Source organism: Brevibacillus sp. NRS-1366 (assembly GCF_050467985.1).
Genome location: NZ_JBITPN010000002.1, coordinates 191,705 through 218,268 on the forward strand (window position 1 = coordinate 191,705; position 26,564 = coordinate 218,268).

General features: G+C 48.8%; 26 protein-coding genes and 1 pseudogene. 19 read left to right on the top strand and 8 right to left on the bottom strand.

Annotated features, from left to right (window positions below; translation table 11 throughout):
- Positions 1–50 precede the first annotated feature (50 nt).
- A complete protein-coding gene (locus ACIFQN_RS01640) occupies positions 51–1,781 on the top strand; it encodes an ABC transporter ATP-binding protein (protein ID WP_429831269.1) in 1,731 nt (576 codons plus the stop codon).
- 1 nt (position 1,782) lies between these two features.
- Positions 1,783–3,627: an ABC transporter ATP-binding protein gene (locus ACIFQN_RS01645; RefSeq protein ID WP_429831270.1), complete on the top strand. Its 1,845-nt coding sequence runs from the start codon at positions 1,783–1,785 to the stop codon at positions 3,625–3,627.
- Positions 3,628–3,678: 51 nt separating this feature from the next.
- Here ACIFQN_RS01645 and ACIFQN_RS01650 read toward each other — a convergent pair whose 3' ends face one another.
- Positions 3,679–4,425: an MBL fold metallo-hydrolase gene (locus ACIFQN_RS01650; protein ID WP_429831271.1), complete on the bottom strand. Its 747-nt coding sequence runs from the start codon at positions 4,423–4,425 to the stop codon at positions 3,679–3,681.
- Between the two features lie 66 nt (positions 4,426–4,491).
- A complete protein-coding gene (locus tag ACIFQN_RS01655; protein WP_429831272.1) occupies positions 4,492–5,406 on the bottom strand; it encodes a LysR family transcriptional regulator in 915 nt (304 codons plus the stop codon).
- 145 nt (positions 5,407–5,551) lie between these two features.
- On the opposite strand from ACIFQN_RS01655, the gene ACIFQN_RS01660 reads away from it, so the two are divergent.
- Together ACIFQN_RS01660 and ACIFQN_RS01665 are read left to right on the top strand one after the other, a co-directional pair.
- The gene (locus tag ACIFQN_RS01660) at positions 5,552–6,790 is read left to right on the top strand and encodes an MFS transporter (protein WP_429831273.1); all 1,239 of its coding nucleotides are present in this window, start codon (positions 5,552–5,554) and stop codon (positions 6,788–6,790) included.
- Between the two features lie 24 nt (positions 6,791–6,814).
- Positions 6,815–6,919: pseudogene (locus ACIFQN_RS01665) on the top strand (transposase); the annotation flags it as partial.
- 52 nt (positions 6,920–6,971) lie between these two features.
- Here ACIFQN_RS01665 and ACIFQN_RS01670 read toward each other — a convergent pair.
- Positions 6,972–7,583: a DUF4304 domain-containing protein gene (locus ACIFQN_RS01670; RefSeq protein WP_429831274.1), complete on the bottom strand. Its 612-nt coding sequence runs from the start codon at positions 7,581–7,583 to the stop codon at positions 6,972–6,974.
- Between the two features lie 88 nt (positions 7,584–7,671).
- A complete protein-coding gene (locus ACIFQN_RS01675; RefSeq protein ID WP_429831275.1) occupies positions 7,672–7,989 on the bottom strand; it encodes an NUDIX domain-containing protein in 318 nt (105 codons plus the stop codon).
- Between the two features lie 321 nt (positions 7,990–8,310).
- On the opposite strand from ACIFQN_RS01675, the gene ACIFQN_RS01680 reads away from it, so the two are divergent.
- The 3 genes from ACIFQN_RS01680 (at position 8,311) to ACIFQN_RS01690 (ending at position 10,921) form a co-directional block, all read left to right on the top strand.
- Positions 8,311–9,639: a P1 family peptidase gene (locus ACIFQN_RS01680; protein WP_429831276.1), complete on the top strand. Its 1,329-nt coding sequence runs from the start codon at positions 8,311–8,313 to the stop codon at positions 9,637–9,639.
- 177 nt (positions 9,640–9,816) lie between these two features.
- Positions 9,817–10,032 (top strand): hypothetical protein, encoded by a 216-nt coding sequence (locus ACIFQN_RS01685; RefSeq protein ID WP_429831277.1) that lies wholly within the window; start codon positions 9,817–9,819, stop codon positions 10,030–10,032.
- A 61-nt stretch (positions 10,033–10,093) separates the two neighbouring features.
- On the top strand, positions 10,094–10,921 hold the full coding sequence (locus tag ACIFQN_RS01690) for a prohibitin family protein (RefSeq protein WP_429831278.1): 828 nt from the start codon (positions 10,094–10,096) through the stop codon (positions 10,919–10,921).
- A gap of 105 nt (positions 10,922–11,026) precedes the next feature.
- Here the strand turns inward: ACIFQN_RS01690 and ACIFQN_RS01695 are convergent, their stop codons facing one another.
- A complete protein-coding gene (locus tag ACIFQN_RS01695; protein ID WP_429831279.1) occupies positions 11,027–11,416 on the bottom strand; it encodes a VOC family protein in 390 nt (129 codons plus the stop codon).
- A 193-nt stretch (positions 11,417–11,609) separates the two neighbouring features.
- Between ACIFQN_RS01695 and ACIFQN_RS01700 the strand changes: the two genes are divergently transcribed.
- Both ACIFQN_RS01700 and hrpB read left to right on the top strand, forming a co-directional pair.
- A complete protein-coding gene (locus ACIFQN_RS01700; protein ID WP_429831411.1) occupies positions 11,610–12,320 on the top strand; it encodes a DUF421 domain-containing protein in 711 nt (236 codons plus the stop codon).
- Positions 12,321–12,450: 130 nt separating this feature from the next.
- Positions 12,451–14,985 (top strand): ATP-dependent helicase HrpB, encoded by a 2,535-nt coding sequence (gene hrpB, locus ACIFQN_RS01705; RefSeq protein WP_429831280.1) that lies wholly within the window; start codon positions 12,451–12,453, stop codon positions 14,983–14,985.
- Positions 14,986–15,196: 211 nt separating this feature from the next.
- Here the strand turns inward: hrpB and bluB are convergent, their stop codons facing one another.
- Complete coding sequence (gene bluB, locus ACIFQN_RS01710) at positions 15,197–15,862, bottom strand: 5,6-dimethylbenzimidazole synthase (protein WP_429831281.1); 666 nt, start codon at positions 15,860–15,862, stop codon at positions 15,197–15,199.
- A 141-nt stretch (positions 15,863–16,003) separates the two neighbouring features.
- On the opposite strand from bluB, the gene ACIFQN_RS01715 reads away from it, so the two are divergent.
- The 6 genes from ACIFQN_RS01715 (at position 16,004) to ACIFQN_RS01740 (ending at position 21,986) form a co-directional block, all read left to right on the top strand.
- The gene (locus tag ACIFQN_RS01715) at positions 16,004–16,687 is read left to right on the top strand and encodes a response regulator transcription factor (protein ID WP_429831282.1); all 684 of its coding nucleotides are present in this window, start codon (positions 16,004–16,006) and stop codon (positions 16,685–16,687) included.
- Positions 16,680–18,086, top strand: a complete 1,407-nt coding sequence (locus ACIFQN_RS01720; protein ID WP_429831283.1) for an ATP-binding protein — start codon at positions 16,680–16,682, stop codon at positions 18,084–18,086. The genes ACIFQN_RS01715 and ACIFQN_RS01720 overlap by 8 nt, the downstream gene beginning before the upstream one ends.
- A 156-nt stretch (positions 18,087–18,242) precedes the next feature.
- Positions 18,243–19,769, top strand: coding sequence for an efflux RND transporter periplasmic adaptor subunit (locus ACIFQN_RS01725; RefSeq protein ID WP_429831284.1), 1,527 nt, complete (start codon positions 18,243–18,245; stop codon positions 19,767–19,769).
- A gap of 4 nt (positions 19,770–19,773) precedes the next feature.
- Positions 19,774–20,496: an ABC transporter ATP-binding protein gene (locus tag ACIFQN_RS01730; RefSeq protein ID WP_429831285.1), complete on the top strand. Its 723-nt coding sequence runs from the start codon at positions 19,774–19,776 to the stop codon at positions 20,494–20,496.
- A complete protein-coding gene (locus ACIFQN_RS01735) occupies positions 20,493–21,710 on the top strand; it encodes an ABC transporter permease (RefSeq protein WP_429831286.1) in 1,218 nt (405 codons plus the stop codon). Before ACIFQN_RS01730 ends, ACIFQN_RS01735 begins: the two co-directional genes overlap by 4 nt.
- A gap of 60 nt (positions 21,711–21,770) precedes the next feature.
- The gene (locus ACIFQN_RS01740; protein ID WP_429831287.1) at positions 21,771–21,986 is read left to right on the top strand and encodes a hypothetical protein; all 216 of its coding nucleotides are present in this window, start codon (positions 21,771–21,773) and stop codon (positions 21,984–21,986) included.
- A gap of 382 nt (positions 21,987–22,368) precedes the next feature.
- Here the strand turns inward: ACIFQN_RS01740 and ACIFQN_RS01745 are convergent, their stop codons facing one another.
- Positions 22,369–22,698 (bottom strand): hypothetical protein, encoded by a 330-nt coding sequence (locus ACIFQN_RS01745; RefSeq protein WP_429831288.1) that lies wholly within the window; start codon positions 22,696–22,698, stop codon positions 22,369–22,371.
- A gap of 236 nt (positions 22,699–22,934) precedes the next feature.
- On the opposite strand from ACIFQN_RS01745, the gene ACIFQN_RS01750 reads away from it, so the two are divergent.
- From ACIFQN_RS01750 to ACIFQN_RS01765, 4 genes are read left to right on the top strand one after another with little or no spacing between them, the layout of a single operon-like run.
- On the top strand, positions 22,935–23,831 hold the full coding sequence (locus tag ACIFQN_RS01750) for a nucleoside hydrolase (protein WP_429831412.1): 897 nt from the start codon (positions 22,935–22,937) through the stop codon (positions 23,829–23,831).
- Positions 23,828–24,757 (top strand): nucleoside hydrolase, encoded by a 930-nt coding sequence (locus tag ACIFQN_RS01755; RefSeq protein ID WP_429831289.1) that lies wholly within the window; start codon positions 23,828–23,830, stop codon positions 24,755–24,757. The genes ACIFQN_RS01750 and ACIFQN_RS01755 overlap by 4 nt, the downstream gene beginning before the upstream one ends.
- 15 nt (positions 24,758–24,772) lie before the next feature.
- The gene (mscL, locus tag ACIFQN_RS01760; protein WP_429831290.1) at positions 24,773–25,237 is read left to right on the top strand and encodes a large-conductance mechanosensitive channel protein MscL; all 465 of its coding nucleotides are present in this window, start codon (positions 24,773–24,775) and stop codon (positions 25,235–25,237) included.
- A 21-nt stretch (positions 25,238–25,258) separates the two neighbouring features.
- Complete coding sequence (locus ACIFQN_RS01765) at positions 25,259–25,537, top strand: DUF2277 domain-containing protein (RefSeq protein ID WP_429831291.1); 279 nt, start codon at positions 25,259–25,261, stop codon at positions 25,535–25,537.
- A gap of 117 nt (positions 25,538–25,654) precedes the next feature.
- On the opposite strand, the gene ACIFQN_RS01770 is transcribed toward ACIFQN_RS01765, so the two are convergent.
- On the bottom strand, positions 25,655–26,440 hold the full coding sequence (locus ACIFQN_RS01770; RefSeq protein WP_429831292.1) for a YheC/YheD family protein: 786 nt from the start codon (positions 26,438–26,440) through the stop codon (positions 25,655–25,657).
- Positions 26,441–26,564 lie beyond the last annotated feature (124 nt).

The window sequence follows — 26,564 nt, forward strand, 5'->3', positions numbered from 1 at the left end:
TACATAGAAGTTTTCCTATGGCGAAAGAAAGCAGGGGATGAGGTGAACAGATGCGGTTCTATCGAAAATACATAAAAAAATACGGCGTGATCGCTGCCGTTTCCATGATTTTTTTGACGGTGGAGACTTTGTGCGATCTCATGCAGCCGACCATTATGTCTCGGATCATCGACGTCGGAGTAACGCAGCGGGATATGGATTACGTGCTGCAGACAGGGGGGCTGATGCTTCTCATCACGGCATTGGGAGCAGTCGCAGCCTCGATTCGCAACCTCTTGTCCACATACGTGTCGCAAAATTTTGGCGCCCAGCTTCGTTCCGATTTATTTTCGAAAGTGCAGTCATTGTCCTTTGACAGTATCAACAAGTTTGATAGAGCCTCACTCGTGACACGCTTGACCAATGACGTCAATCAGGTGCAAGTGTTTGTCAACGGCATGATGCGGATCTTCATCAAGGCACCGTTGATGTGCATCGGGGGCCTGATCATGGCGACGCAATTACATGCAGAATTGGCTGTCATTCTCGCCGTCGTGGTCCCGATTGTAGGCTTGTTCATCTATCTGAATATGAAAATCGGCTTTCCGTTTTTTCTCAAGGTACAGCAAGCGCTCGATCGGGTGAACAAAGCGATGCGCGAATATCTGTCCGGTGTTCGGGTCGTCAAAGCGTTCAACCGCTTTGACTTTGAGATCGACAAGTTTACCCGCGCTAACCGAGAGCTTCAAAAGAAATCGGTATCTGCCACGCGCGTCATGTCCGTATTCAGTCCGGCGATTATGCTGACGGTCAACGTGGGGATTGTAGCGGTTCTCTGGCTTGGCGGTCTGGGCGTGGAGCAGGGCAGCATCCAGGTCGGGCACATTATTGCGTTTACCAACTACATGACCCAAATCTTGTTTTCGCTCATGATGATTTCCTTGGTGTTTAACATGTTTGTGCGTGCAAAAGCATCGGCTGGCCGGATCGGCGAAGTTCTTGCCGAGGAAAACCAGATGAGCTGGAAGCAGGATCTCACGGACATGCCGGGGGGAGAAAATGGGCGTATCGATTTTGAGCAGGTCAGCTTCTCGTATGAAGGATATGGAGGGCAGCAGGTTCTCAAGCAGATTTCGTTTTCGTGCCTGCCAGGAGAGACGGTTGGAATTATCGGCTCGACTGGATCTGGCAAAAGCAGTCTGGTCGGATTGATTCCTCGTTTCTACGATGTGACAGAGGGGGCGATCCGGGTGAATGGACAGGATGTTCGTGAAATGGATCCGAAGCGACTTCGTGAGAAAATGGCAATCGTCCCGCAAAAAACGACACTGTTTACTGGTACCGTAATGGAGAACATCCGTTGGGGCAAAGAAAATGCGACAGCCGAAGAAGTGGCCCAAGCGGCCAAGATGGCGCAGGCCCACGATTTTATCGCTGCTGCTCCTGAGGGCTACGATACACGAGTAGGGCAGGGGGGAGTCAATTTCTCCGGCGGACAAAAGCAAAGGATCTCTATAGCCAGAGCTTTGGTGAAAAATCCGGAGATTCTCATCCTCGACGACAGCACGAGCGCGGTCGATGTGGCTACGGAAGCAAAGATCAAGGAAGCGCTCAAAACATATGCCGCAGGTCTGACCTGCATCTTGATTGCACAGCGAATCACGTCCGTCATGGATGCTGACAAGATTGTCGTACTGGACAACGGAGAAGTCGTCGGCATTGGGACACACGAAACGCTGCTCACGACCTGCCAAGTGTACCAGGAGATCTTTCAGTCGCAAATCGGCAGGGAGGTGAGCTAGGATGGCCCAAGAGCAAAAGGAACAGCCTGTTTTTCCTACAAGGCCAGGACGCGGCTTCAGGCATGGGGCTGGGAGAGGGCCTGTAGTCAAGCCGAAAAACTTTTCCGGCACGCTAAAAAGACTCTGGCAAGCGTTCGGCCGGGAAAAAAAGCGATTGCCACTCGTCTTTATTATCGTGTTTGTGGATGCGCTGCTGATGCTCTCTGCTCCGTATTTGATCGGAGTTTCGATTGACGCGATGACCGGGGGAGAAGAAGCTCTCAGCTTTTTATCCATTTTCATTCTTGCCCTCCTCGGCTCGTACATTCTGGATGGGGCGCTGACGTTTTTGCAAGGCTGGATGATCGCTGGCATCTCACAGCGCATCGTCACGAACCTGAGGCAAGCTCTGTTTGAAAAGCTGCAAAAACTGCCCGTCGCCTTTTTTGACTCACGAACGCACGGGGAGCTGATGAGTCGCCTCACCAATGATATCGACAACGTCAGCAGCTCTATCTCGCAGTCGACGACACAGTTGATGTCGGGGGCGATCGTGCTTCTCGGTTCACTCGTTATGATGCTTGTGCTATCCCCCATTTTGACGCTCGCTTGCCTGATAACAGTTCCTCTGGTGTTCCTGCTCACGCGTACGATCGCCAAGCGAACGAGCGTCCTGTTTAAAAATCAGCAGATCGAGCTGGGCAAGCTCAACGGCCACATCGAGGAGACGATCTCGGGGATTCAGGTCGTGAAGGCATTTAATCATGAGCAGAAAGCAATCGCAGATTTCCATGCGATTAATGACCGACTGTGCGAGGTCGGGATGAAGGCGCAAGTCTGGTCGGGCTTTCTCATGCCGATCTTGAACGTGATCAATAACCTCGGCTTTGCCATGGTAGCGATCGTCGGAGGCGTGCTGGCGGTCAAAGGTCTCATTACGGTCGGTGTCATCGCCAGCTTTCTCGCCTACTCCAGGCAGTTTGTCCGCCCGTTGAATGACTTGGCTAGTATTTTCAACGTTCTCCAGTCCGGTGTTGCCGGTGCGGAGCGGGTGTTTGAAGTGCTGGATGAAAAGGAAGAACCGGCGGATGCCGCAGATGCTGCCTTGCTCCAACAGCCAAAAGGACATGTTGTTTTTGACAATGTCAGCTTTGGTTATCGGCCTGATCAAATGATCTTGAAAAATGTCAGCTTCGAAGCACAGGCGGGAACGAGCACGGCCTTGGTCGGGCCGACGGGTGCTGGAAAAACAACGATTGTGAACCTGCTGACGAGGTTTTACGATGTGACTTCCGGCCATATTTATTTGGATGGAAAAGAGATTAAGGAGTACACCAGAGATAGCCTCCGCAGAAGCTTTGGTTTTGTTCTACAGGATACGTACCTGTTCTCCGGTACGATCAAGGAAAATATCAAATACGGAAAGCCGGATGCGACCGACCCTGAAATGGAAGCGGCTGCTGCGTTAGCCAATGCTGATGTGTTTATCAATCGACTGCCCAAGCGCTATGATACTCTTTTGACGGAAAACGGAGGGAATTTGAGTCAGGGGCAGCGTCAGCTACTGGCGATTGCCCGCGTCATTCTTGCTAAGCCGTCGCTTTTGATTTTGGACGAGGCGACCAGCAGTATTGATACGCGGACGGAGCTGCACATTCAGGATGCCTTGCTTGGCATTATGAAGGGACGCACGAGCTTTGTCATTGCCCACAGGCTGGGTACGATCCGGGATGCAGATACGATCATGGTAGTGGACCGTGGCGAACTCGTGGAAAAGGGGAATCATGATTCGCTGATAGAGCAGCAAGGAATCTACTATCAATTGTTTTATAACCAGTTCAAAAACTTAGAGACGGCGTCTAATTAAAGAAAGCGGCTACCTCAGTTGGTAGCCGTTTTCATTTTACACTCATTTCCTTTACTTCACATCGGATTTGTAAGCCGAAATAAGGTGTTGAAGCGCTTGTTTGACATTGCCGATAAACAAACCGCCATGATAGCAAATAAGCTGCTCGATGTCGTAATCGAGCAATCGCTGTACAGAGCGGATCGCTTCCTCCAAGTCCATCGTATATTGCGGGTTGGCAATTTCCAGCCTACCTTGCTCGATGACGACAGCGTCTGCCGAAATCAACGTTTTGCTGGTAGGAAGATACAGAGAGATATGCCCAGGCATATGGCCCGGTGTGTGTATGATTTCGATGCCGCCACACCAAGGCAACCGTTCCTGATGGTGAACCGACCGATCGACAGATGCGGGTTCAATGGATTGCAGAAAGCGGATGAACTGTTCTGCTTGTGGCTTAGCTTCATCCGGCAAGTCATTGAAAGTGGACTTCGCCTGTTCGATCCGAAGCGATGTTTTTGCCCCTTCGACGTACGGTGCATCTAGCTCGTACGCGATAATTTCGATGTGCGGATAAGCCCGCTTCAGTGCTGCAAGCGAACCGATATGGTCCATATCGTGATGCGTCACGATTACTTTTGTCAACGATTGGAGAGAGATCCCGTGCCTTCGTGCCGCCTTTTCTAATAACGGGAGAAAGTCCGGATAGCCGCAGTCGATGAGGATCGTATCCACTTCGTCTTGGAGAAGGACGGGAGTGATGATTTGTTTTTGTCCGTTATACTCAAATTCGATCTCAAGCATGTGTACGCGGTTCATAGATACCTCCTGATTTGCATGATTAGCACTGAGTATAATACAAAAACCGAACGTGGCTGCGGACAATTATGAGCCAGAATCAAAGGTGTTCGCGAACTGCTCTTTCCCAAAATGGCTCAATACAAACTCTTTAAATCGCGTAGCAGCGGGGGAAAGGTACCTTCCTTGGACGAGGGCCATTCCGATCACACGTTGACATTTTGGCTCACGGATGCGGATTTGCACAGTCTTGTTTTTATTGATATCGCGCAATTCGGGGAGGAGGGACACCCCCAGCCCGGCGGCGACAAGCCCGGAGACAGTAGCGGCTTCTTCTCCTTCAAATGTAATTTGCGGAGTGACCCCTATTTGCTGGAACAATTGATCGGAAGTGCGCCGCAATGCATAACCCTTTTTCAAAAAAATAAAAGGCTCGCTTGCAATTTCCGTAAGCAGGATGCTCTCTTGGTTGGCCAATGGATGCCCGAGCGGCACCACAGCAAAAAGCTCCTCACTCCAAAGAGGAGTCCAGTGGATCGGCAGCTTAGTTTCCGTAGGTTCGGCGAGCAGGCATAGGTCGAGCTCGCCTGCGTCTAAATGCTCAAGCAGCGAGTAACTATGATTTTGGATGAGTGTAAAGGTGATGGAAGGAGCTTGAACGCGAAAGGCACCGAGTAAATCAGGAATGAGACTTGTCCCCAGCGTATGCAGAAAGCCGAGGGCGACCTCACCGTGATCAGGGTGAAGCAAATCTTGCAACTCCTGCTTTCCGTCGTTAAATTCTTTGAGAATGCGATTGACCCGCTTCAAAAAAAGCTGTCCATAGCGGTTCAGCATGATCGTCCTGCCTTGCCGTTCAAAGAGCTGTACGCCGAGCTCTTCCTCCAGACGGGCAATCGATCGGCTGAGTGCCGGCTGGGAGAGAGACATATATTCTGCTGCGCGGGTCACATGCTGAATCCGTGCCAATGTCTGAAAGTATTCGAGCTGCTGCCACTCCATAAACCCAATCCCCCAAAGTTGGATAGTAGTGATGATATCATTACCTGCATGCATTAAAATCATAAGTACAATAAATTATACATTATGAATTGTCAATGATAGTATAACGGTGAGAGGGGAAAGGATTCAGGGAGGTTACATCATCATGGGCTATATCCAGCAAGGAACCGCTGCTTTTCGCAAGTCCAATCTTGCCTTTTTTGCTGCTGGTTTCAATACGTTTGCGATTTTGTACAGTACGCAGCCGCTCATGCCGGAATTCACGAGGGAATTCCACATTTCTCCTGCGATGGCGAGCTTGTCGCTTTCCATGACGACGATTTCGCTTGCTATCAGTATGCTGTTATTTGGAACTGTGTCTGAGGTGTGGGGACGTAAATCGGTCATGATCAGCTCCATGCTTGTAGCGTCTGTTTTATCGATTCTGACCGCGTGCAGCATGTCATTTGAATCATTATTACTATTTCGCATCATCCAGGGGATTGCTTTGGGAGGCTTGCCGTCCATTGCCATGGCTTATCTGGGAGAGGAGATGGAGCCGAAAAGTCTCGGTGTCGCGATGGGCCTCTACATAAGCGGAAATTCGCTTGGCGCTGTATGCGGACGCATCATTTCTGGAACGCTGACTGATTTGTTCAACTGGCATGTGGCGATGGGTTCTATCAGTTTTATCAGTCTGGTGGCGAGTCTGGTCTTTTGGCTATGCCTGCCGAAATCCCAAAACTTCCACGCTCGCTCTCCAGAGGTAGGGAAACTGATGGGCTCGATGGTCAGTCATTTGAAAGATCCTGGCTTGCTCTGCTTGTTTGGAATTGGGTTTCTCATTTTGGGCAGTAATGTTGCCATGTACAATTACATGGGCTATGTGTTGACACGTGCCCCTTATTCACTCAGTCAGACCTTGGTTGGCTGGATATTTATCGTATTTCTTGTAGGGATGTTCAGCTCGGTGTGGATGGCAAAAATGGCGGAAAAATACGGTCGGCAAAGAGTGATGGTGATATCGCTGCTGCTGACGTTGGTCGGTGCCTGTTTGACACTCGATGAGCACTTATGGGTGAAAATCTTGGGGCTGCCGATCCTCACCTTCGGATTTTTCGGAAGTCATTCCATCGCGAGTGGCTGGGTTGGACGACGAGCCCTTCACGACAAGGCTCAGGCATCCTCGCTCTATCTATTCTTTTACTATGCAGGCGCAAGCGTCGGAGGGACATTGGGTGGGGTATTCTGGTCCTCATTTGGCTGGGGCGGTATCGTAGGGATGATCGCGGGATTCATGGTAATTGCCTTTATGCTGGCTCAAAGATTGGCAAAGGTTGTACCAGTAGGGAAGACTCCTGCAGCAGTAATAGATTTGGCGGTCTCAAAAGAACAGAAGGGCTAAAGTGTTTGACTGACGTTGTTGATTGGACTTGTACCTGGGAACAATGAAAGCGCAGGTAAAAGAAAGTCGTCTAAAACAAAAAAAGGAAACAAATATTTAAAATCTGCATTAACGGAAGCAGCTCATTCAATAAAGTTTTTTTGCCACCACATCATTTCTCACTTACGTTCACTATGCTAACTTATAGCTTATCAAATTCCACTCCGTATTTATTGAAGATGGCCTTGTATTTATTTTCGAATATGATCCATCGCTTTTCAATTCCGTACTTTTCCTGCAAAGCCTTCAAATAATGCTTAGCCGCTGCTACATCATTGGATTGCAATAGCAAATGAAAGCTCTCTTCGCCCAGATGTAAAAATGGACCTGAAGTGTAATAATCCACAATGGATCTGGCACTGGTCATAGTATCATAGAAATGAATAACCTCTTCTAATCCACTTAGCAGCGTTTTTCTCAAATCATCCATATTTGTATCAGAAGTGATTGAAAATCGATCTGGAAGAGACTCGGTAATTTCCCCAATTCTTGCTCTAAAGTGACACTCCGCTTCTTTCGGTGCTGTCAGAATCTCTCTCGATTGTATCTGTGCCAACTCCGCTGCATAAATACCGCAGTTCACATAAAACATTACATTGTCCGCTGTATTGCCAGAGGATTTTTGGAAATTGAACATGTAGATGAGGCTTTCTGTTATCTTATTAAAATTCAAACTCTTCTTTGCGAAGCCGCACTCGGAAAGGAACGGCTTTACGTCCTGCTTTATCAGATCGTTAAAGAGCTGCTGCAACATGATCCCTCCTAGATAATTGCTATAGATTTTTTGAACATTTATCCGGTTGCTTGCCCGTTAGTATTGCCATTTTTAGTTATACATAGGGTTAATTTTCATGGGAGTTCAATGAATAAAATATGGCTATATGATGAATATCCGATGTACCCCTATTGGCTAGTTCATAAGGTATTAAATAATCACAAACACCGACATTCCTTTTAATCTGAACGTCGATTCCGGCTTCCTCCACGAACTCCCTCTTTACTGCCTCAGTTAACGATTCATTGGCTTCTACTGTACCTCCAGGAAGATCATACCGTCCAATGTACGGACCGCTCCCCTTTTGGATGACTAATAGTTTATCTTCGTTTAAGCATATCCCATATGCACCTAAATGCCGATGCCATTTTTCATTTTTGTTCAAAACAAGCACCTCATAGAAATTTATTTCAGTAAATTTCTTTAAGTTCTTCCATTATCCTGCCCGTTCATAGCAATAAAAAACGTGTGTCAAGGAGCAACAGCTATTTCACTCCTGAACACGTAGGTTTAACAACTCAACACCTTGAAAATTATCATTCCACACCTTGGATCGTTTAAAGTTCTCCGTTGAGAAAACGGCATTAGAGTTCATAAATTGTCGTATGATTATGATTTACTCCAATAGCAAACTTTGATATTTTTAAATAGTCGAAATAATTAGATAAATAAACAGAGAACTACACTCAAGGAGGAGATGATTTCAATGAACAAGCCTTCTCATTCAGGAAATTCTTTTGAAGCCAATTCTTCTGTTTCGCGGCGTTACTTTTTGAAAAAAACCGCATTACTCGGTTTGACGGCAGTTGTACCTGCTGCGGTAATGAATTTGGGTACCGCAGAGGCCGCAGCGGCTGCAACAGCGAGTGAAATCCCAACCGCCAAGATCCAAGGAAGAAAACGCGCGCGTGATCTCGGCATTAGGATCGGGAGAATGACACCCGGTAAATGGAATGCGATCACGGATGTTCCCGGTGTAAAAGTTGGCTACTCCACTATTATTGAGGGAGATGGGCCACTCGTAGTTGGAAAAGGGCCGATTCGTACAGGAGTAACTGTGATCCTTCCGCATGATGGAGATTTGAAATCTGATCCGATCTATGCGGGCTTCCATTCCTTCAACGGCAATGGTGAAATGACAGGCATTCACTGGGTAAAGGAATCTGGCTTATTGACTTCGCCTGTGGCCATTACCAATACCCATAGCGTAGGTGTCGTTCGTGATGCGCTTATTGCCTATGATGTGAATCATGAACGTATCGAATCTGGTTGGGCGCTGCCAGTGGTTGCGGAAACATGGGATGGGAGATTGAATGATCTGAATGGCTTTCATGTAAAACCAGAGCATGTTTTTGAAGCTCTTGATTCTGCAAAAAATGGCCCTATTCAGGAAGGGAATGTAGGCGGAGGTACAGCTATGAATTGTCATGGATTCAAAGGTGGAACCGGTACTGCTTCCCGAGTCCTATCCAAAGAACAAGGCGGATATACGGTAGGGGTATTGGTACAAACCAACTACGGCAGTCGAGAATTGCTGCGTGTCAATGGTGTGCCAGTTGGTCTTGAAATTTCCACAGATGAAGTACCAGGGGTTGGGATACCTAAGTCGGCACCAAAAACAGCAAGCATAGAAGATATAGGGTCAACATTAGAACCAGGTTCAGGCTCGATCATTATCATTGTCGCTACGAATGCTCCACTGCTTCCTGGTCAATGCGATCGCTTAGCTCAGCGGGCGACAGTTGGACTTGCCCGTATGGGAGGAACAGGTAGTAATGGCAGTGGTGATATATTTCTTGCTTTCACAACGGGTAATCGCGGAATGGAAGCAGAAGGAGCATCTCCTAAGACGGTAGGAACGTTGTCGTCAGGCTCAATGTCAGTACTGTTTGAAGCTGTTGCAGAAGCTACAGAAGAAGCGATTCTCAATTCCATGTGTATGGCTACTACCATGGTTGGTATAAATGGAGTAACGTCTAACGAACTTCCGCTAGATCGGTTGGTTCAGGTTATGAAAAAATATAATCGAATGTAAGAATAGAAAGAATGAGTAGATGCACCGTGTGAAAATAGATTAGCCGTTAACAAGGACCGGGGATTATACCTCGGTTTTTCTTTTATTCAAAGTTTTAACCTTTCCCCCACTGCCAAATGAAGGGTATCATTAGGGAAGTTTGGCAATTTTGTTTTTCGGATAGGGGATGACAATGGGATGTCTATCGGAGGATTTCAGAGTGGCTTTCACGCCCGTAAAGTACCCCGCGATCAGGTGAAGTGGGAGCAGTTCCTCATTTGTAGTCACGGCTGTCAGGAAGTGATTCAGCTCATTTCGCATGTGTCGGGCGAGGTGGAGTTCGAATTGTGCAGGATCGAAGCGGAGCGCATGGGCAGGGTGCTTTTGGAAGCAGTGAATACAGAAAGTTTTTGAAACTAATTCTTTTCAGATTCGTATGCATAAATGTGCATATATAAAAAAGGGGAGGCGGAACATGAGCGACAACAATGTAGTGAAAATGAGTCCCTTTCAAGCTGGGGGAAAACTAATTACGACAATCCTGGTTCTTGCGGTTTTGGTACTACTCGGAACTCAATCCTTTACGATTATATCGGCGGGGCACAGCGGTATTGTGCTGCAGCTCGGAGCCGTACAGCCAAAAGTCATGCAAGAAGGAATGCACTTCAAAATTCCATTTATCCAAACTGTGATACCAATCGAGGTACGGGTACAAAAATCAGAGATGAGTCAAACCTCTGCTTCGCGTGACTTGCAAACTGTATCGACAACCATCGCGGTCAACCACCATCTGGATGCTGAGAATGTAAACAAACTGTATCAGCAGGTCGGTCTGGAGTACAATAGCCGGATCGTGGACCCAGCGATTGCGGAAGCATTGAAAGCGGTTACTGCTCAATATACGGCAGAAGAGCTCATTTCCAAGCGATCTGAGGTAAGTACGAAAGTAAAAGAAGTATTACGTCAAAAGCTGTCCACCTATAACATCATCCTGGATGAAATCAATATCCGAGAATTTACGTTCAGCGATGAATTCAACCGTGCGATTGAATCCAAACAAATCGCAGAACAGCAAGCACTCAAATCCAAGCTGGACTTGGAGAGGATCAAGATTGAAAAGGAACAGGAAATTACGAGAGCGCAAGCACAGGCGGAAGCATTGCGTCTGCAAAAGCAAGAGGTAACACCAGAATTGATTCAGCTCAGACAGATCGAGGCGCAGTTGGAAGCAATTCGCAAGTGGGACGGAAAGCTGCCAAACGTCACGGGCGGGGCTACTCCGTTTATCAGCGTGGATAAATAATCGTTGTCGAAAAAGACCATCCGTAGGCTTTTGCCCGGATGGTCTTCATTGTTATAAAGATGATGGGATGAATGTGGACTGCGGTGAAATGGGTCATACGAAGAGTTAGCGAGTGCTCTCAAACAACTCTAGCCACTCACCATCAGGTCCCTTGAAGAAGATGTAGCGCGAGCCATTGGGCAGAGTTGTGATTTCGGTGTCGATAAAGATAACGTTCAACTGTTTCAGGCGTTTGATCTCTTCATCCAGATTGCCCACGGCAAAAGCGAGGTGATGCACCACTCCTTCTCCAGGAAGGGTGTCGTTATACCCTTGAATCAACTCCAGCTCCGTTTCTTTACTGCCAGCGAAGCCGAGAAAGGCAAGGGTGATGGCAGGATTCGTATGGACCAGCTTCCCGAGGCATTCCATCCCAATGACTTCTGTGTAAAAGGCGATGGAAGTATCCAAATCTTTCACCATTACCCCGACGTGTTCTAATTTTTTGATCGCCATGTTCATTCACTCCTGTCCGAATATGAGGTTTTTCCTAATTGTACAAGATTTTTCTGAATGTGTAAGGGGAGCTGAACTCGATAGAGGTTTTTTTAAAAAGTCTGTATAAGAGACGAGTAGAATTACTATTTTTGTGTAAAATATTGGATATAACGAAAGCTAGATAAAGATATCGTCAAAACGGAGGTGGATGATGGAACTGATTATGGAGACGGTTGGCAGAGCGTTACTTGCCTTCGCGATCATGATGATTATTACTCGATTTCTGGGAAAACAGACGATCGCGCAAATGACTTATCACGATTTTGTTGCCGCGATCACATTAGGTGCATTAACCGCAAACATCGCTTTTAACCTCCAAATCAAACTATGGCAGTTGATTGCCGCGATACTGACTTTCAGTGGCATTGCTTATTTGCTCATGGTTTTGTCCCTCAAAAACCGTTATTTGCGTAAATGGTTTTCCGGTCAACCAACCATCATTATTCAGAACGGAAAGATATTAGAAGACAACATGCGGAAGTTAAGACTAAGCTTGGATACATTGAATCAGGAGCTGCGGGAAAGAAACATCTTTAACATCGAGGAGGTTCAATTCGCCACATTAGAATTGAACGGAGAGGTGTCTATCCTGCGAAAGCCTGAATATCTCCCTGTCACACGCAAAGATTTAAAGCTAAAATTTAAAAAGCGACAGTGGTTTCCGATTGAATTGATTATGGACGGTAAGGTCATTCACGACAATTTGCAACAAAATGGGCTCCAGCTTGAGTGGTTGATGGCCCAATTGAACAAGAAAGGCCTCTCCATCGATCAGGTGAATTACGCAGTAAAGAGTTCCAATGGGAAGATCATTTACGACCTGTACGATGATCAGATGGCAAATCCGATTGATAAAGAATAAGACCGACGTATATGTCGGTCTCTTTCATTTTCACCGATTGCCTGCCAGTTGAAAGGAAAGAAAGGCAACAGGTTTCCTGTGATTTTGTGTATGATGAACAAATGAGGAAATGCATGCATGAGGTGAAAGAATGAAGCAGTTGCCAATAGATCGGGTAATGCCTGAAGTAATTGACGTACTACGAACAAAGAACAGCGCTGTGTTAATTGCATCTCCCGGAGCGGGGAAAACAACGAGAGTACCATTAGCTCTAGTAGATGAGCCGTGGCTGGAAGGCCGACGTATCTTAATGCTGACACCACGCCGTTTGGCTGCACGGGCTTTGGCAGGGTACATGGCTTCTTTGCTGGGGGAAAAAGTAGGCGAGTCGGTGGGTTATCGAGTCAAAATGGACACAAAGGTTGGGCCGCATACTCGGATTGAAGTCATTACAGAGGGTGTGCTTACGCGAATGCTGCAGGCGGATCCTGCATTAGAGGGTGTGGGACTCATCATTTTCGATGAATTTCACGAGCGGAATCTCCACGCTGATCTGGGGCTTGCGCTTAGTTTGCAGGCGCGCAGCCTGTTTTGCGAGGATTTGCGCATACTCGTCATGTCTGCAACGCTCGATGCAGAACCAGTGGCGGCGATGCTCGGCGATGCTCCTGTTATTGTCAGTGAGGGGCGGAGTTTTCCCGTGGAGACGCGATTTCTTGAGAGGCCAATGGAAGGGAGAATGGAGCCAGAAGTCGTGCGGGTCATTCATCAGGCGTTGTCGACAGAAAGAGGAGACATACTCGTATTTTTACCGGGCGCAGGCGAGATTCGCAGGGTAGAAGCTCTGCTCAGAGACGCTTGCCTAGGTGCAGGAGTACGCATTGCGCCGCTCTATGGGGCACTATCGCAAGAGGCACAAGAGAGGGCAATCAGGCGAGGCGATTCGGGGGAGAGAAAAATCGTGCTCGCGACCTCGATCGCCGAAACCAGCTTGACGGTAGAGGGTGTTCGCGTCGTTGTTGACAGCGGCTTCATCCGCGTTCCCCGATTTTCTCCGCGGACGGGAATGACGAGATTGGAGACGACGAAAGTATCGAGGGCTTCAGCCGATCAGAGACGTGGAAGAGCAGGGCGATTGGAGCCAGGAGTCTGTTACCGGATGTGGACCGAGCAAGAGGAGAGGATGCTCGTTGCCCATCAGGCACCGGAAATCAAGGAGGCTGATCTTGCACCCCTGGCACTGGAGCTGGCTGCGTGGGGTGTAACGGACACAGACGAGCTGTCCTGGCTGGATGCTCCGCCAAAAGCGGCACTAACTCAGGCCTACGATCTCTTGATCCAGCTAGGAGCCATGGACCATCACAAGCGGATTACACAACACGGCAGAGCGTTGGCCCAGATGGGGCTGCATCCCAGATTGGGACATATGATTTGGGAGTCAGACAAACTGGGGCTGGTTCCCTTAGCGTGCGAACTGGCTGTACTGATTGCAGAACGAGATATTTTGCGGGGAAGGCATGCCTCGCAGGATGCTGATTTGCGGACACGGGTGGAATTATTACGAATGGCTGTTCAAAAAAAGGGGGAGGGAAGGCAAGGCTATGACGAGCAGCACCTGGATGAGGGCGCTTGCCGACGAATTTGGGATGAAGCTGCTCACCTGAAACGTCTCTGGAGCAAAAGTCCAAAAAAGAGTGGCGATGCTGCCCATGAACGTGATGATTTGGAGGCAACTGGAAGGCTGCTCGCTTTTGCCTACCCTGACCGGATCGCCCTGCGCAGAGGTGACGGACGGTATTTGCTCCGGAATGGACGAGGAGCTGCCTTTGCGGTAGAACAGCCCCTAGCCTATGAAAAATACGTGGTAGCTGCCATGCTGGATGATCAGGGAGCCGACAGTCGCATCACACTGGCAGCAAGGCTTGCCGAAACGGATTTGGAACGGGATTTGGCGGGACAGATCGAGGAGGAGACGAATGTTTGGTGGGAGAGGTCTTCTCAATCGGTTCGTACGAGGGTCCGGAAACGCTTGGGAGCACTGATTATTCGGGAGGCTTCGGCCGAGGGTGCCGACGCTTGCGAAGTACGTGCTGCCCTGCTCGGCGGGATTGCCCAAGAAGGACTGGACATCCTGCCCTGGAACCGTCATGCAAGGCAATTCCGGGAACGCCTTTTGTTCATGCACAAGCTCGATGCAGGGTGGCCGGATGTGGAGGATGAAAAGCTGCTCGCCTCCCTCGAGGAATGGTTGGGTCCGCACGTGTACGGATGCCGAAAACGAGACGATCTGGCACATCTGTCGCTGCCCACGATCTTCGAAGCAATGCTTAGCTGGGATCAGCGGCGAGAACTGGATGAATGTGCACCGACACATATCACTGTTCCGAGCGGTTCACGTATTTCCATCGACTACACGAATCCCGACGCCCCGATTCTCGCAGTCCGCTTGCAGGAGTTATTTGGCTTGCGGGATACACCGCGGATAGGCAGGGGACGGGTGCCACTGACGCTGCACTTACTTTCACCTGCCCAACGTCCGGTACAAGTGACGCGAGACTTGTCCAGTTTTTGGCAAAATGCGTACTTTGAGGTGAAAAAGGATTTGAAAGGGCGTTATCCCAAGCATGATTGGCCAGATGATCCGCTGCAAGCGATGCCAACGAACCGTACCCGCCCCCGCACATAGACCCAATTTATGGCTAGGGTTGCGTCAATCATCAAACTCCTTTCTGGGTGAACATTCCCATTTTGCTAGGTCGATGTACGTAAGAAGGCTATATTTTGAAACCTGCCATGTATAAACAACGTCTGGAAGGGTACCGTGTCTTCGCGTATTACCCCTCCTTTTCTTCTGGGTTGCTCCTCTTAGGGAGCAGCCCTTTTTTGTCTGTCTGCTTCTACCCATTCGCTGGCGGATTATTTCCCCATTGTTCGCGATAGATCAATCGCTGCAAGTCTTGCCGCTCTGCCCATTTATGCAGCTCCAGAAGTGGCCGATCTGGGTAGTGGTCGGTATAACCGATCGACAAAAGCGCGATAGGGTCAATGTGCGGTGGAATATCCAGAATTCTGCGTACATCCGATTTTTTGTAAAAACTAACCCAGCCCATTGCCAAATCTTCTGCGTAAGCAGCCAACCACATGTTTTGAATGGCACAACTGACGGACATGATATCGGTTTCCGGGATGGAGTTGCGCCCCAACACATGGTCTCCTCCGCGGGTAGGATCACAGGTGACGCAAATCGTGACAGGAGCTTCCTTGATTCCTTGAATTTTCAAATCGAGAAAGTTTGATTCCCGGCCAGTTCCTTCGTAATGAATAGCGAGCGCACGGCGTTCTTTATCGGCACAGTCAGCGAGCTTTTGCTTGAGTGCTTCGTCTTGTACGATAATAAAATTCCAGGGCTGCATAAACCCTACGGATGGGGCATGGTGAGCTGCCGCGAGGATCATCGTCAGTTTTTCGGGAGGCACAGGGTCGCTTCGGAACGTCCGTATATCTCTGCGGTTGCTTATGGCTTTGTACAGACCGTTTTTTTCTTCTTGGGTCAAGCGCTTCATATAAAAAAACCTCCTGATCTCAACAACGTCATCCTCTCCATTTTACCGGGTAAGACAAGGTCAATCCAGACTTCTGCTTGACATAATTCTGCGCTACTCTGAAGGGGAGAGTCTGTCCGGTCAGAGAGGAGAGAACAGGGAATGAAAAACATCCTGATTGTGGAAGACGAGTTGTCTATCTCCCGGGTATTAAAAGCGTATCTGGAAAAAAACCAGTTTCAAGTCGAACAGGCATTTACCGGCGATGAGGCCCAGCGCAAGTTTGATATGCTCAACCCTGCTCTTGTCCTTTTAGACGTAATGCTGCCTGGTCGGAGCGGCTGGAGTATTTTAAAATACATACGTACAAAAAGCTCGTGCCCAGTGATCATGCTTACCGCACTCGGGCAAATTGATAATAAACTGACTGGTCTCAACGAGGGAGCAGACGATTACATAACCAAGCCTTTTATCGCGGATGAAGTAGTAGCGCGTGTCCAGGCGGTGCTGCGACGTTCTACACAAATACTCGAAGGAGACCGGGTCAAGCAGTTCGGCAGCCTGAAGGTCGATTTCAAGGCATACACGGTCACACTGCATGGGATTGAGCTAGCCTTTACCCCCAAGGACCTCTCGCTATTTCTGTTTCTCGCCCAGTATAAAAACCAGACTTTTACCCGCGAGCAATTAATCGAGCAGGTGTGGGGCATGGATTACGAAGGAAGTGACCGTGCTGTAGACCTGGCAATCAAGCGTATTCGCAGATCACTGGAGAACTGGCCCGATTCCGAAGGGGAAATTCGCACCTACCGTGGCCTGGGCTACAAGTTGTGTGTATATGAGTAAGAAAAAACGGATTTCTCTCTTTCGGTACTGGACGACCCGCTATTTAATTACCCTTTGTATCGGTTTGCTGGTGATTGGGGTAGTCTCCAGCTTTTGGATTACATACAGCGAGACACAAAAGCGGCTGGATATCATGAGGCTCATGGCAGGAGAAATTTCCGACCGGATTGTTGAATCGCAGGGAAAGCTCAAAATGGATCCGTTCCTGTTTCGAATTTTGGACCGTCGTCAAGAATCCCTTCGTTTAAATTACAAGCCATTTTTGCTCATACTAGATGCGCAGAAGCGCCCCAAAGTCATTGCGCCAGGACCCGTACCCGTGGAGCTTGCCCGCGTGGCAGTCCAGATAGTGGATTCAAATGACAATGCGACACAAGTCAAGCTGGAGCGCGGAGACGAGCTGCTTTTTGTGAAAAAGAGTATTCAAGCCAATCAGCAACACGTAGGCTGGGTCATCTTGTTTACGCATCAAAAGGATATCACGAGAAGCACCACAGAATTTCAGCTGTTGTTTATCATGCTGGGGAGTCTGGGTCTGCTCGGATGGCTGGTCATTTATTTGCTGACGAAAAAATTAGCGCAACCGATCAAGGACGTAGCGGACGCGGCCAAGCAAATCGTCATGGGGAATTACGAGATTCATTTGGAAAAAAACAGCCGGGAAGACGAAATATATGAGCTGATCCATTCCTTTAAGGAGATGGCAGACCGACTGCGGCAGCTTGAATTGATGCGTACAGAGCTACTGGCAGGCGTGACTCATGAGCTCAAAACACCGGTCACCTCAATCAGCGGACTCGTCCAAGCCGTAAAGGATGATATTGTTACCGGTGAGGAAGCCAAGGAGTTTCTGGAGATCTGTACGAAAGAGACGACGCGTCTGCAAAAAATGGTGGAGGATTTGCTCGACTTCAATACATTTGCAGTTGGTGACATTCGGACTCGACGAGAGAGTCAAAACATGGGCGATCTCGTACAGGAGATTACACATCAGTGGCGGATCGGTCAGGAAGAGGAAAGACTGGAGCTTCGAGTCGAAAAGCCAATCCATGAGATTACGACAGTGACTGACCCGATGCGGATCCAACAAATTCTGTACAATCTGTTAAACAATGCGGCACAAGCGATCCCGGGAGAGGGACGGATAGAGGTGTCCTTGTCAGAGACGCCGCAAGAAATCCTGATTGAAGTGACGGATAACGGAAAGGGCATCCCCGAGGAAGAGCAGTCTTTTATTTTTGATCGTTTCTATCGAGGAGAGGAAAAGAAACAAATCGTACGAGGTCTGGGTCTGGGTTTGTCTTTTAGCAGGATGATCGCGCAGTCTTTGGGCGGAAACCTGCTGCTTACGAAAACCTCGACAGAGGGGAGCACGTTTACCCTGATTCTGCGAAAATAACTAGCTCCTTCTTTGAAAGCGGCTTTGCCATCTGGCAAGGTCGTTTTCTTCTGCCAAAGACGGGACAATCTGACTTTTCCCTGACGTATTCGTTGCGTATATTGATCCCATCAGTTGCGGGCAAGTAAAAAACGCATAGGGTAGGAGGGTCTTTTGGTGGCTGAAACCGATAAGAAGAAAGCGTTGCTTTTCAAAACGAGAAGCAGCAAGAAACGAATCGTCCTGGCATGCCTTGCCATCGTGCTGATTGGCGGAGGCGGCGTATTTGGATACAAGACCTTCACGACGCCGCAAAAGGCACAGGCGGCTTTTCAGATGGAAGCAGTGAAGCGGGGCGACATTTCAGAAACGGTGCTGGCATCTGGTACTGTCCAGGCATCAAAGCGAACATCATTGTCATTTTCCGACGCAGAAGAGGCAAAAGACGCTGTTTCGGCCATCCAGGTAAAAATAGGCGATCAGGTAAAGACCGGACAGGTATTGGCAACGATGGACGACTCGGTTGCCAAAATTCAGGTGACGAATGCGAAGGCCAATCTCCTATCTGCCCAAGCCAAGCTGGAGGATGCCCAAAAACGAAAGTCTGCTGCGGAAATCAGCACCTTGCAAGCGAATGTGAACCAGGCCAAAGCCGAGCTCGACATGGCAAAAGAGAGCATTGACGTACAAAAAGCAGCGAACGAAGAAGCGAAGGCAAAAGCAAGCCTGGCAAATGCAGAGAAAACCTTTGCGTCCCAAAAGGCTCTTTTTGAAGCAGGCGCGATCTCCAAAACGGAGTATGACAGCGCACAGACCTCCCTGGACCAGGCGCAGCGAGATCACAATACGGCAGTGCTTTCAGCTAGCCAAACCAAAGGCCAATCTCAGTCCAAGGTGGAGCAGGCCCAGGCCGCTTATCAAACAGCGATAGAGGCTTTGAATGAAGCACACGAAGGTCCTGATTCGGCGACCGTTTTAACTGCCAAAGCAGCGGTGGAACAAGCAAAGACTCAGCTCCAGCAGGCCCAAAAGGCTCTGAAAGCAGTGACCCTAATAGCCCCCATGGATGGCGTGATTGTTCAGCTCAATGGAAATGTAGGCGAAATTCCGGCCTCTGACTTCATTATCATGGACAACTCCAATTCCGGTGATTTGGAAGTATTGGCAGAGATCAGTCAGAGCGATATCGGCAAAGTGAAAGAGGGCTTGAATGTTTTTTTCACAACCAGCTCTTATACGGATCAGAAATTCAGCGGGAAAGTAAAGCTCGTTTACCCAGAGGCAAAAACAAACTCTGGTGTCACGACTTATGATGTGCTGCTTTCGGTAACCAATAAGGAAGGCATGCTGAAAATCGGGATGAATATGAACGTGACGATTGAGATTGGCACGCATCAAAATGTGCTGCTGGTTTCCGCACAAGCCCTGCAGACCCGAAATGGAGAAGATGGCGTCTATTTGACACATAGCGAAGCAAACAGGCCATACCGTTTTCAGCCGGTCAAGATCGGTTACTTCGCTTCCGATAAGGTCGAAATCATGGAAGGATTAAAAGAAGGTGATCGCGTCGTTATCCTGACCAATACGGCAACATCTGGTTCTAGCCAAAATTCCGGTCGCATGGGTGGCATGCCGGGCATGGGCGGATTAGGAGGCGGCGGCTTCCCTGGTGGAGGCGGTGCCGTCCAGATTAGGGGACGATGATGAGATGAAACCAGTCATTCAAATCGAGTCCTTGAAAAAGCAGTATCAGATCGGGGACCAGGAAATCCAGGCTTTGCGCGGGGTGAGCCTGACGATTGAAGAAGGTGACTTCGTAGCGATCATGGGTCCATCGGGTTCGGGCAAGTCGTCCATGATGAATGTGATCGGCTGCCTGGATAAGCCTACTTCAGGTGAGTTTTATCTCGATGGATTTCCTGTCTCTGAGGCACATGATGACGAGCTGGCCATCATTCGCAATCAAAAAATCGGTTTTGTCTTTCAAAATTTCAACTTGCTCCCTCGTACCACTGCAGTGGAAAATGTGGAGTTGCCTCTCTTGTACGGGGGATTCCAAGCGAAGGAACGGCGGAAGCGGGCAATTGAGGCACTGGTCAGTGTCGGCTTGGGAGAGCGGTTGAACAACAAGCCCAATGAGCTATCCGGTGGGCAGCAGCAGCGTGTCTCCATTGCGCGGGCACTGGTCAATGATCCAGTCATTCTGCTTGCGGATGAGCCCACCGGAGCGCTTGATACCAAGACAAGTGAAGAGATCATGGGCATCTTTCAGCAGTTAAACGATGCGGGGAAAACCGTCATTTTAGTTACCCATGAACCGGATATCGCTGAGTACGCCAAACGGATCGTCCGTTTTCGCGATGGGCAAATCATCACGAATGAACGGGTGGAGAAGCGCAGAAGAGTGTTGGCAGAGGAAGTGAGACAATGAGCTTTCTTGAATGTATCCGCATCTCGTTTCGAAGCATCAAAGCAAATGGGCTGCGCTCGATTCTCACCATGTTGGGGATTATTATCGGGGTCGCGGCGGTAATCGCCATGGTTGCCATCGGGGAAGGGACTTCGTCGAGCGTTGCTTCCCAGATCAATGGGCTCGGGAGCAACCTCTTGATCGTAGCTCCCGGACAGGCCACACAAGGTCGAGTCAATCTGGGAGCAGGTTCTTTGAACAGCTTGACGCTCGCTGACGCAGAAGCGATTGGACAAAAGGAATCAGTGGCAAACGTTGCACCGAGTGTGAACAGCAGAGCGCAGATCGTCTGGGGAAGCCAGAACTATTCCAGCTCGCTGGAAGGAACGACAGCAGCTTTTCCAGAGGTACGGAATGTAGAGGTACAGGACGGGCGGTTTTTTACGAACTTTGAGGTGAAGCAGCAGTTCAATGTGGCGGTAGTGGGGACAGAAGTGGTGAGCAACCTGTTTGCCAAAACCAGTACGAATCCGATAGGTCAAACCGTCCAAATCAACCGCATTCCCTTTACGATCATTGGTGTGCTGAAAAGTCAGGGAAGCTCCGGGATGACGAACAATGACGACCGGATACTCATCCCGATTACGACCGCGATGAGCCGATTGACCGGAGGGAAAAACGTTGGCACGATTTACGTTTCCGCGGCATCTTCGGACGGGATGGAAGCGGCCAAGCTGGATATCCAGACTACGCTTCGATCTCAGCACAACCTGAGACCGCAAGCAGCGGATGACTTTCGGATCACTTCCCAATCAGACATCCTGAGTACCGCACAGGAAGTTTCCGGCTCGATGACGGCTCTGCTGTCAGGGATTGCTGCAATCTCGCTGATCGTTGGAGGGATCGGGGTCATGAACATCATGCTGGTTTCCGTTACCGAACGTACGCGTGAAATCGGGATCCGCAAGGCGATTGGGGCAAAAAGAGGAGATATCCTTCGGCAGTTTTTGATTGAGGCGGTCACGCTGAGTCTGATTGGTGGGATAGTGGGTATTCTGATCGGAGTCGGTGCTGCTTTGTTCTTTAGCAAATTCGGAGGAATGTCTACCTCCATCAGCTTGTCGCCTATCTTGTACGCGTTTTTGACTTCTTCTTTGGTAGGTGTCATTTTTGGCGTATATCCAGCCAGAAAGGCAGCGCAGTTGAAGCCGATTGATGCTCTCCGTTACGAATAAAAAGCGGCGTGTTATATTTTTCCAATCCGGGCATACTAGCCGGGTGAGGTGTATATCCAAATGGAAAAAAACGTCCAGTTTTCTGTTCCGTGGCGAGAAGCGACACGCATCATCAAAAAAATCAAAGCGAGTAAATTGCGGTATTTTGTTAAGCAAATGGAAGGAAAGACAAGCATTGCGTTTGTTTTTCCAAAAGTGAGTGTCAGTCAATATGTCTATTTGTATATCATTTTTGGTCCGAGAGCAGCAGATGTGGTAGGCAATGACAGCAAGTAGAGAGCACCCTGATTCGCTAGTGTGAGTCAGGGATAGCGGTTTTTTTTCAAATTCTTTATACAAATTCCCATTTTTTCGCTATAAAACAAAACCTGACACTTTTCGATAGAAGAGATTCATAGTACAATTCCTGTATGAACGAACTTGGGGAAGTTCGGGATGGCGGCACCCAAACTGTGCAGGAGGGCCGCCTCTTTTTTTTAGAATGGAACAGACAGCAATTCACATGGATCATTTTAGACTACCTTCTCCCAGGCGTCCTCAGCTTGGGGTTTTTTGTTATTGAGTCACGTCCTTTGCTTCAATGGAAGGTGAACGAACGTAAATAAATAATGCCGCTTTTGTATAACGGCATGTAGACCGTCATTACAAAAGCGGCTATTCAATGATTGGCGTCTGGTGCAAAGCTGCCTGTAATGAGTGCATCAATCAGTTGCTCCTGGGTGAGCGAGATTGTAATGGAGGGATTCGGCAGGTCAGCGAGAAACTGATTTTCCCGATAACGATACCAGAGAGTGCCTGTTGATTGCATTCGATAGATCAGTATATTTTCCTGAAATTGCTGACCTAGCTTGGCGATTTCCCGCAAGGCGTGGAACAACTCCCCCCAGATGGGCAGGTAAGGCTTCCTCTTATGTAGAGCCAGAACGAATAGGAGCTGATCCGTTGCTAGCGAAATAGGTTCAGCAGAGTGCCGAGTCTGACAAAGCATTCCCTTCCTCCTTTGCTATCTTTATTATAACGAGACTTCCGCTTGAATTTAGTAGATTTTTCGGTATTTTGAAGGATCTTGTCGATTTCACGATTAAGTGTAAAATAGTTGCTATCAGTACGCAAGAGTAAATCAGTGAAAAGGAACAGGTCCATAGTCAATTGACGGTTGGGACCTATTTGGATAGCATTAGAACAGCACTCATTAGTAGAAAAACAAGGGAGAAAGTAGAGGTGATGGTATTGGATCAAAAACAGCGCGTGTTGATTGATTTTTGCGGGGGTGTTGATCACGCCGTAGCCTTGTTGTATGCCCTGCAAGAGCCGAATGTTCAGGTAGTCGGTGTCATCTGCAGTGACACAGTGGCAGAACGGGGGACGACACTCGCCCAAAAGGTGATTGACTGGGCAAAACCAGGATGCGACATTCCCGTGGTAGCAGGTGATGATCGACCTTTGTTTGCGACAGGTACAGATTCTTCCGCTAGAGCTGAAAAAATGAACGCAGGTGTGCGCCTGCTCGTAGATGAAGCGAATAAAGCAGATGGGGAATTGACACTGATCACACTGGGACGTTTGACTACACTTGCTAGAGCGGCAGCATGTGAGCCATTGCTTGCAAAGAAGCTGAAGCGTGTCATTGTGCAGGGCGGAGCCATCCGTGTACCTGGTGATGTGACAGCGGTTGCCGAGGCCAATATATACGCTGATCCGGAGGCAGCAGCATTCGTACTGGCAGCAGGCTTGCCGGTGGTGCTGGTGCCAATAGACGTGACCCATCCATTGACGATGACAGAAAGCAAGTGGGAGACCCTCTTGTCCGTAGCGAGAGAGAACGGTATGGCAAGTCGTGCCAAGGAAGGCGATGGACTGCAGGACGTAACTGATTTGCGCTTGCATGCTTGGGGCGCCATGGTCGCAGCCCTACATCCTGCACGCATGCATACACAGCAGATGAAGCTCACTATCGAATGTGCCAGTGTCTTATCTCGCGGAGCCGTGCTCGCTGATCTGCGTGCCAAACCGAGTGTGGGTACCGAGACCGAGGTTTGCGTGAATATGGATATCAATTCGGATGCGCCCGGTGAATGGTTGCGAGTGGCGTTGGAAAAGGAGGGGAACATTAGGCGATGAAAAAAATCATCATAGATGTGGATACAGGAATTGACGACGCTATGGCCATTTCCTATGCCGTTCATTGCCCAGCGCTTTCGGTATGTGGTATCACAACGACTTTTGGGAACATCAGTGCAGAGGAAGCGACACGCAATACACTGCAGGTGCTAGAGCTAATCGGGGCTTCCGCTATTCCGGTCCATATGGGAGCTTCCAAGCCGCTTGTCCGGAATTTGACAGCGAAAGCAAGACTGTTTCATGGCGAAAACGGATTGGGCAATGTCATCCTGCCCCCTCCAATCACCAAGATGCAGCCACAGAATGCTGTACAGTTCTTGATTTCTACCATCAAAGAGAATCCGCATGAGATCACACTCGTTACAGTAGGCAGCATGACCAATTTGGCCTTGGCTATCATGGCAGCGCCAGAAATCGTGTCTTTGGTCGAGAGAGTTGTCGTGATGGGCGGAGCCGTGACCGTACCAGGCAATCGCACGCCAGTAGCGGAGGCCAATATTTGCGCAGATCCAGAGGCGGCTTCGTACGTTTTCCAATCCGGCATCCCCCTCACGCTGGTCGGGCTGGATGTGACGATGCAGACGCTGCTCACACGCGAGCATTTGCAGCAATGGAGAGCGCGTGATACGAAGGTCAGTCATTTTTTCGCGGATATGTGCGAAGTTTACATGGACGCGTATGCCCAGGTGGGGAATGTTCGCGGGTGTGGGCTCCATGATCCGTTGGCAGTAGGTGTCGTGATTGATCCGACGTTTGTCAGTACCGTTCCCATGCATGTGGAGGTCGATACCTCCGGGGGAGCGAGTGATGCCAGAACGATTGGAGATCGACGTGCGAATCCAGCGAAAGCTCCGAATATAGACGTTTGTCTGGAAGTCGATCATGCGCGCTTTGTCAGTCATTTTTTGCAATATGTAATGGAATAAGAGGAGGTATCGATTATGTTAAAGGAATTTAAAGAGTTTGCGTTAAAAGGAAATGTAATGGATCTGGCTGTCGGTGTTGTCATCGGTGCGGCTTTTGGTAAGATTGTGTCATCGTTGGTTAATGACATTATTACCCCGCTGATTGGGCTGCTACTTGGGAAAGTGGATTTTTCTAGTCTGTTTATTAATCTGAGCGGGACCCATTACAATACGATTGGTGAAGCAAAAGCAAACTCTGCAGCTACTCTGAACTACGGTCTTTTTATCAACAGCGTGATTGACTTTGTCATCATTGCGTTTTCGATTTTCATCGTGATCAAGCAGTTGAACCGTTTCAAGCGCAAGCAAGAAGTGGTCAAGGCTCCTGAGAATACCAAAGAGTGCCCGCACTGCATTACGTCCATCCCGATCAAGGCAACTCGCTGCCCGCATTGCACCTCTATGCTGGAGACAAACAGCAAAGCGTTGGCGCAGGAATAGGAAAAAGAGGGGGAGCAAGCTATGTGCCGAAATATCAAAACCTTATTCAATTTTGATCCTCCCGCAACCGAAGACGAGATTCAGGCGGCTGCACTTCAATTCGTGAGAAAGCTCTCGGGCTTCCAATCGCCCTCCAAAGCGAACGAAGCGGCATTTAACCTAGCCGTTCAAGAAGTGAGTGCAGTGGCCCAAAAACTGCTGGAGTCGCTGGTAACCAATGCCGACCCGCGTAATCGCGAGACGGAAATTGAGCGTGCCCGCGCGAGAAATGCAAAAAGGTTTGGAACGGGTGACAAGTAGCAAAGGGCAAGGGACTAGCCATTGCGCCCCTGAGGTAATTAAATACTGCAAATAAAGAAAAGGATAGGGAATCAGATGCCACTTCTGACGACTCTATCCTTTTTTTGGCTCGGTTGATCAACTCCTGCTCTTGCCCTTTGCGCTCCTTTTTCGTTTAACCCGGTTGCGGTATTGGAAATGAAGGCGCTTGATGGTGCGAAAATACGTTTTGTCCTTTAGCTTGGCAAACAAGGCGTGGGAAGGAAAATCGTAATTCACTTCGATGATGGAAATATTCCCTTGTTTATCTATGGCAAAATCAACGCCGATCTGTGAGGTGTGCCTATACTTTTTGAAATGAGCGCAGACGCGATGACTAATTTGAATCAACTGAGAAGTAACATCTTTTATTTTGGCGGCATCTACGGCTCCTGATTTTAAAAGAGCGTGCGGAATAGTCACGGCATAGCCACCTCCGCGAGCCACATTGGTAATAATGCTGTCAGATCCAGCTACTTTTGCTAGCATTCCGGCATATTGCCATCTTCCCTGCCCGTTTCGCATCATCATCACACGGATGTCAAAGGAACTGCCGTTGATTTGTGCGAGGTCGAGCCCTTTTTGAATGATGTAATTCTTTTCTCCACACTGCTTGGTGATCTTTTGCTTCAAATCCTCCAACGAATCAGCATGAATGGGTTCCCCGCGTTCCTTCACGAACTGATAGCCAGTCTCTGTTTTCCAGACGCGCAGGATTCCTTTGCCCATGTGTGTACGGGTGGGCTTGATATAGACAGTAGGGTATTTCGCTAGATAAGGTCCAAGTTGGGCTGGCTGATATAGGGAAGTGGGGGGTAAAAACGGCCGGATGTACGAACTCTTCGAAAAAAACTGATGAAGGCTCCATTTTGAAGAGGAGATCAATTCATGCACCTCGCCTCAAGAAAAATCCATTCTTACCCATGATATACGGCAAACGGGCAAAGAGTGAGCAGGAGTCCGGCAATCTACGAAAAATATGATCTATAGGGGCTATATAGTAGACGAA